The sequence below is a fragment of the Roseibacillus ishigakijimensis genome (assembly GCF_016595415.1).
Classification (GTDB): domain Bacteria; phylum Verrucomicrobiota; class Verrucomicrobiia; order Verrucomicrobiales; family Akkermansiaceae; genus Roseibacillus; species Roseibacillus ishigakijimensis.
Window position 1 is genome coordinate 1 of sequence record NZ_JAENIO010000069.1, and the last position, 6,081, is coordinate 6,081.

The following is a 6,081-nucleotide window of genomic DNA, read 5'->3' on the forward strand; positions in this document are numbered from 1 at the left end:
CCGCCCGCAGACGAACACCGCAAGCGCCGGGTGACGGCCCTGCTGGAAATCGCAGTGACTGGCATCGCCAACGAACGGTTCCATCCCCAACCGGGAATGGCCTGCAGTTGGTGCTCGTATCGCACGGAATGCGCGGAGTGGCTGCCCAATTAGCGTCGCTCCACCCGTTCACCCCCAAGCGCCCGTTGGTTCGATACCGGCGGGCGCTTTTTCATTATCAATCGCATACTATTCTAACCAATCAAAAATTAATATCATGAATACCCATCAAAACCAGAACCTCCTCGAGGCCGTTTGTCGGCGGGGAGTTTTGGCTTCTACCTCCGTTCGTTACTGGCGCGGTTGCAAGCGGCTCAACCCCGAAGACCTCGGTCTCGATCCCAGCCATGTCTCGGACCGGCTCATTCAGCTGGGACACAAGCGGCTCATTCCACGTGAAGCTCTCTCGGCATTCGCACTCATTGAGTCCCGCACCCATGCCTTGGTTGAGAGTGCGAGCTTTCCCTTCCTCGGTGGCATCGGGCGCTTTGTGCCCAATCCCCGGCTAGGAGAACTCACGGATCGGCTAGAAACCCTGCGGGAAGAGTTCCGCAATGCCACCCTCGACTTTGTGGCAGGCTATGCCCCGCTAAGGGACGAGGCCATGAACGAGTGGCGCGAGGCCGCTTTGCACCTCAATGGCAGTGCCGAGCGGCTCATTTCCACCATCGAGCAGTCCTTCCCCCCGGCGGGAGAAATCGCCAAGCGTTTCGCGTTTGAGACCCGGCTCTTCCAAGTCGCGGCTCCCGATCACATTCGATTGGAGGTGGCGGAAGGCGTCGAACAAATGGCAGCCTCGGAAGACCGGCGGCGCATTGCAGAGGAGGCTTCGCGGAGACTGCAGGCTGACCTGAATCGCTTTATCCAAGAAAGCGTGGCCTCTCTACGGACAGAAACCGCTCGGCTGGCGAGTGATGTTCTCGCGACGATCGACGGCTCGGAACATGGCGTTCACCAACGCACTCTCAATCGGCTCACGAGCTTTATCGACAACTTCCGCAGTCTCAACTTTGCGGGTGATGAAGAGCTGGAAGCCACGCTGGAACGATTCCGGCGCGACCTCCTCAGCCGCAGTGCCGAGGATTACCGGAGGGATAGCGGAGCCATGAGCGACCTCACCGACGGACTGGCCCGATTGCGTCAGAATGCTGTGCAACTCGCCGAAAGCGATGCGCGCGATGTTCTTTCGCGCTTCGGGCAAATGGGCTCCCGCCGACTGGCATCAGTGGCTTGAGTCCGTTTTCCCAATACCCAAACAACAACTCTCACGAAGGGCGGCTCCGATAACGGGGCCGCCCTTCGTGCATTCAACCCCTAACTCAGCAAACTAAAAGATAATGAGTCACTTCACGACCATTCAAACTCAGATTCGAGACCTAGACGCGCTGCAAGATGCTTGCGCCGAACTCGATCTCGAACTCCAGCCTCGCGCGGATTGCCGAGGTTACGGCGGCCTTGTGCGCAAGGCTCCACACGTCATCAAACTGAAAGGCCCCTATGACATCGCAGTCGAGCCTTCGGAAGCGAAAGACGGCAGCTATGGCTTGACCACCGATTGGTGGGACGGTCACGTCGCCAAGGAAGTTGGTCCCGGTTACGGGCGGCTGTTGCAGGGCTACGGCGTAGCCAAGACCCTGCGCGAGGCCCGCAAGCGTGGGCTTCGCACCACTCGCAGGGTGGAAGCCGATGGCTCCATCCTGCTCACCTTGGAAGGAGGTTCCCTGTGAGCCGCTCTATCCAAGTCACGGTCTCGCCTGCGGGTGAGATTACGGTCGAAGCGGAGGGCTTCAATGGAAGGGGTTGCGAAGCGGCAACCAAGGCCATTGAGAACGCCCTCGGCAAAGCCAAGACCCGGACCCGCAAGCCTTTCTTTTGGAAACGCGAGCAGAGGCTCCATAACCCTCAACAGCTCGGAGGGGAAGGCTAGACCATGAAGCACACTCTCCGCTTCAGCCCGAGCGGTCCCATCCGCTGCCTCTACACGGAGAAGATCGACCTCGCATCCCTCGGACGACTTTCAGTCGTCCGAGCCAGCGAGATCATCTTCAACCGCGAAAACCAGCAATGGGACACCCTCGACGCCCGCACCGGGCAGCGGCTCTTCTCCCACCCTTCGCGCGACGAGTGCGTTCGGTGGGAGCACGAGCATCTGCAGGCCGGCACATCCGCCTTTGATCAACAAATCATTCACCCCTCAAACCCATGAACCTCACAACTTACCTCCAAGCGGGCTATCCGGGACTGGCCATCGTCAGCCCCGAGGAAGCCCGTGTCGAAGCCGAGGTCGCGGCCGTCTGCCGGGACCTCGAACGCAAAATCCTTGCCTGGTCCTCCACCGAAGGGCTCGTCGATATCCAAGAAGGCCGGGTGACGCCGTGCCCGGACCCACTGGAACTCTTGGAGCTTCTCACGACTCCATTCAACAACGACGCCATCCCTTTGGTGGTCCTGCTCCGCGACCTGCAGCTCTACCTTGAACAAAGCGATCCGCAACTGGTTCGTCGTCTCAAGGACACCCTCCGCCTAGCCAAAAGCAAGGGCCATACCCTGCTTCTCATCGGATGCCGCCTGAAGTTGCCTCCAGAGCTGGAACACGAGGTCACCCTAATCGACTATCACTTGCCCACGGTCACCGAACTAGGCGCGGTGTTTGATGGCATCGTCAAGTCCGCCCAACTCAAACGCCTGACCCGGCCAAAGAGGGAAGCCGCTCTGCAAAGTGCTTTGGGAATGACCACGACCGAAGCCGAAAACGCCTTTGCTCTTTCCATCATCGAGAACCAGGGTATCGACCCCATTACCATCGCCCGGGAGAAAGCAAATACGCTCAAACGCAATGGTCTCTTGGAAGTGGTTCCCGCAACCACCGGACTCGATGATATCGGCGGCTTATGCCAACTCAAGGAATGGCTACAGGGGCGCGCGGGGGCTTTCCACAGCCGGGCTCGGGACTACGGCCTACCCGCTCCCAAGGGCCTGCTCATTGTAGGCCTCCCGGGAACGGGGAAGAGTCTCACGGCAAAAGCGACCGCAGGAGCCTTTGGCCTTCCTCTGCTCCGGCTGGACATGGGGCGCGTCTTTGGCGGCGTGGTGGGACAGAGTGAAGCGAACCTTCGTAGTGTCATCGCCACCTCTGAGGCCATTGCCCCTTGTGTTCTCTGGATTGACGAAATCGAAAAGGGCTTCTCTGGAAGTCAATCCAGTGGCTCCACCGATGGGGGAACCTCCTCCCGGGTCTTCGGCTCTTTCTTGAGTTGGATGCAGGAGAAAGAGAAACCGGTCTTCGTGGTGGCAACGGCCAATGACATCTCCCAGCTTCCTCCGGAGTTCCTGCGTAAGGGCCGCTTTGATGAAATGTTCTTCGTCGACCTGCCGGGATCAGAGGAGCGCCAACAAATCTGGAACATCGTCATTGAGCGTCACGGGAGAAAGCCCGAGGACTTCAATACCGAAGCGCTCGCCACCCTGAGCGACCAATTCACGGGAGCGGAAATCGAAGCCGTGACAGTCGATGCTTTGCACCTTGCGTTCGCTGCGGGACGCGAGCCAACAGAACAGGACCTGATGGCCGCCATGGCCCATACCGTTCCCTTGGCCAAACTGATGGAGGCGCGCATCGCCTCCCTGCGACAATGGGCCAAAGGCCGAGCTCGGGAGGCTTCGCAAGGCCCCGAGCCGGACGACCGGACCGCAGCCGGAACCCGTCGTATCGCCCTTTCCAACTGAGGGCCGAACATGCCGGAGGACTCGTGCGAGTTCTCCCTCACCCACCGGACCACCCGACGCGCCCAGCGTGAGTCCGAACACCAGGGTAACAACACCGCCGTGTGGAGAGAGCTGACGAGAACCAGCTCTCTCCCCGGCGGTCTTTTTTTCTCCGGGAGGTCAGCGCACAAGCGCCCTCCCACCTTTCCAATACAAACCTACTAACCAGAAACTTATTACTAGAATGAATACTCTAACCATCGAAGCCCACGCCTTTCAGGATGCGGGTAAACTTTGCAAGCGTTTGCCTTTTGCCGCGAGCAAGCTTCCCGTGCTGAACCATGTGGAGGTGCGCGCTGACAAGAGGCACGCTTTTCTGACTGTGGCCACTCTCAATATCCGGCTCACTGCCCGGATCAAGCTGGTCCATCCTACCAAGGAGCCCATGGCCTTTCTCCTGCCTCCGGAAGCCTTCCGCGCTGCAATGAAAGCCGATGGCGATAGCTTGATAGAGATGGGCCCTCAAACTACCGACGAGGGTCCCGGCCTGGCCCTCGGCAGCATCCAAGGGGGGATGGCTCTCGATGCCCTCTACCCCACCTTGTCGACCTCCGAATTCCCGCCTCTCCCGGAACTCGAGGGCCCCACGACCCTGATTCCGGCCAAGACTCTGGAAGATCTTGCCAGGGTTGCTCCCGCCGCCTCCACCGACTCCGCCCGCAAAACCCTTAACGGGGTCTTCTTTTCGCCGGAAAAAGGCGGAATGCTGGTGGCGACCGATGGCAAGCGTCTGGCCGCGACCCCAGCCGTTGTGCCGATGTCAGCGGAATTTGTCCTCCCCTCGGCGGCAGTCAAGGTGCTCGCTCACCGGCACTTCACCTCCCGGGACCTTACCGTTACGGTCTTAGGAAAGGCCCGGGCCCAGCAGATTCGTTTTCACAGCGAAACCGTGCAGCTCACCAGCTCGACCTTGGAAGGAAACTTTCCCAAGTGGCAGCAAGTTGTCCCCGCAAACTCGCAGGCGACCGTATCGCTCGCGCCAACCGAACAACGCTCAGTGCGTCGTTGGCTGACGGGACTCAAGGGAAGCGAGTGCACCGTGAGCTTGCGTGCAACGACCACTCATTCCTTGGAGCTGGTTCATGGCCGAAGCGGCAAAGCAGTGGCAACCGTCGAGGTGCCCGCACGAGTCGAGGGACCCGTGCCAGTCTTGCAACTGGAACCCAAGTTCCTGGCCACGGCCTTGCACGTGGGAGCGGTGCTTCACTTTGGCGACGCCTTGAGTCCACTGGTAGTGCGCAACGCCCGGGGCGGGTTCTGTGTGGTCATGCCCATGCGTCCCACGGTGCAGGTGCAGTCACCCCAAGCCCGAGCCCTTGCCAACTGAATACACATGAAAGCCAAGCAAGAAAGAATGGAGGCCGTGACTCTCTCTTACCGCGAGGGCCATTCGGACAAAGTCTATCAGGTCTCGCTCGACAAGGTCGAAGAAGGCTTCACCGTCAATTTCGCCTATGGTCGTCGCGGTTCCACCCTGAAGACCGGGACCAAGACTCCACGTGCGGTTTCCCATGACGAGGCCACGAAACTCTTTGCGAAGCTCGTGCGGACGAAAGAGAGCAAAGGCTATCAGCCCGGAGAGGAAAGCGCCGAATACCGGTTCACGGCTTTCCAAGAGGAAGACACGGGCATCCGCTGTCAGCTTCTCAATCCGATCGCCGACACGGAACTTCATGACCTGCTTCTCGGGTCGACCCACTGTTTGCAGGAAAAGTTCGATGGTCGACGCCTGATGGTGCGCAAGACCGGCAACGAGATCATCGGCATCAATCGCCGGGGACTTGTGGTCGGATTGTCTGCGACCATCCACCAGGCGGCCTCTCAGCTGCCCGGAGATTTCCTCCTAGACGGAGAGGCGGTGGGCGACGTTCTGCACGTCTTCGACCTCCTGGAGGCCAATGGCGAGGACCTCCGTCCGCGAGGCTACCTCGAGCGACACACGCTGTTGATCCAGCTAGTCCCCACCAACCTGACCGCCTTGCAATGGGTCAGCACCGCCATCGCCCCAGAAGACAAGTATGAGACCTACCACGACCTTCGTTCGCTGAACAAAGAAGGAGTCGTCTTCAAAGACATCCGTGCGGCCTACACACCCGGGCGACCCAACAGCGGAGGCAGCCAGCTGAAGTATAAGTTCTACGAGACGGCTACCTTTGTGGTCACAGGACATAACCAGAAGCGCAGCGTGCGCTTGGGACTGCACAACGAGCAGGGAGACCTCCAGTCGACAGGCAATGTCACTGTTCCTACCAACCACGAGGTGCCGAGGGTCGGTTC

The 6,081-nt window shown here is 59.8% G+C and carries 7 protein-coding genes; all 7 read left to right on the top strand.

The annotated features are described in order from the left end of the window. Window positions 1–256 precede the first annotated feature (256 nt). A complete protein-coding gene (locus tag JIN78_RS16325; RefSeq protein ID WP_200393068.1) occupies window positions 257–1,273 on the top strand; it encodes a DUF3150 domain-containing protein in 1,017 nt (338 codons plus the stop codon). Window positions 1,274–1,376: 103 nt separating this feature from the next. Then, window positions 1,377–1,766 carry a DUF1257 domain-containing protein gene (locus JIN78_RS16330; protein ID WP_200393069.1) on the top strand — a complete coding sequence of 130 codons (390 nt, stop codon included), beginning with the start codon at window positions 1,377–1,379 and terminating at the stop codon, window positions 1,764–1,766. Next, window positions 1,763–1,966 (top strand): DUF2997 domain-containing protein, encoded by a 204-nt coding sequence (locus JIN78_RS17380; RefSeq protein WP_200393070.1) that lies wholly within the window; start codon window positions 1,763–1,765, stop codon window positions 1,964–1,966. The genes JIN78_RS16330 and JIN78_RS17380 overlap by 4 nt, the downstream gene beginning before the upstream one ends. Before the next feature lie 3 nt (window positions 1,967–1,969). After that, complete coding sequence (locus JIN78_RS16340) at window positions 1,970–2,245, top strand: hypothetical protein (protein WP_200393071.1); 276 nt, start codon at window positions 1,970–1,972, stop codon at window positions 2,243–2,245. After that, window positions 2,242–3,765: an AAA family ATPase gene (locus JIN78_RS16345; RefSeq protein WP_200393072.1), complete on the top strand. Its 1,524-nt coding sequence runs from the start codon at window positions 2,242–2,244 to the stop codon at window positions 3,763–3,765. The genes JIN78_RS16340 and JIN78_RS16345 overlap by 4 nt, the downstream gene beginning before the upstream one ends. 223 nt (window positions 3,766–3,988) lie before the next feature. Then, entirely contained in the window at window positions 3,989–5,131 is a 1,143-nt protein-coding gene (locus tag JIN78_RS16350; RefSeq protein ID WP_200393073.1) for a DNA polymerase III subunit beta, read from the top strand. 6 nt (window positions 5,132–5,137) lie between these two features. Continuing rightward, a partial coding sequence (locus JIN78_RS16355; RefSeq protein WP_200393074.1) for an ATP-dependent DNA ligase occupies window positions 5,138–6,081 on the top strand: 944 nt, incomplete at its 3' end.

Coding starts and splice junctions, on each gene's coding strand:
- JIN78_RS16325 (WP_200393068.1), top strand. CDS start 257: ATGAATACCCATCAAAACCAGAACCTCCTCGAGGCCGTTTGTCGGCGG.
- JIN78_RS16330 (WP_200393069.1), top strand. CDS start 1,377: ATGAGTCACTTCACGACCATTCAAACTCAGATTCGAGACCTAGACGCG.
- JIN78_RS16340 (WP_200393071.1), top strand. CDS start 1,970: ATGAAGCACACTCTCCGCTTCAGCCCGAGCGGTCCCATCCGCTGCCTC.
- JIN78_RS16345 (WP_200393072.1), top strand. CDS start 2,242: ATGAACCTCACAACTTACCTCCAAGCGGGCTATCCGGGACTGGCCATC.
- JIN78_RS16350 (WP_200393073.1), top strand. CDS start 3,989: ATGAATACTCTAACCATCGAAGCCCACGCCTTTCAGGATGCGGGTAAA.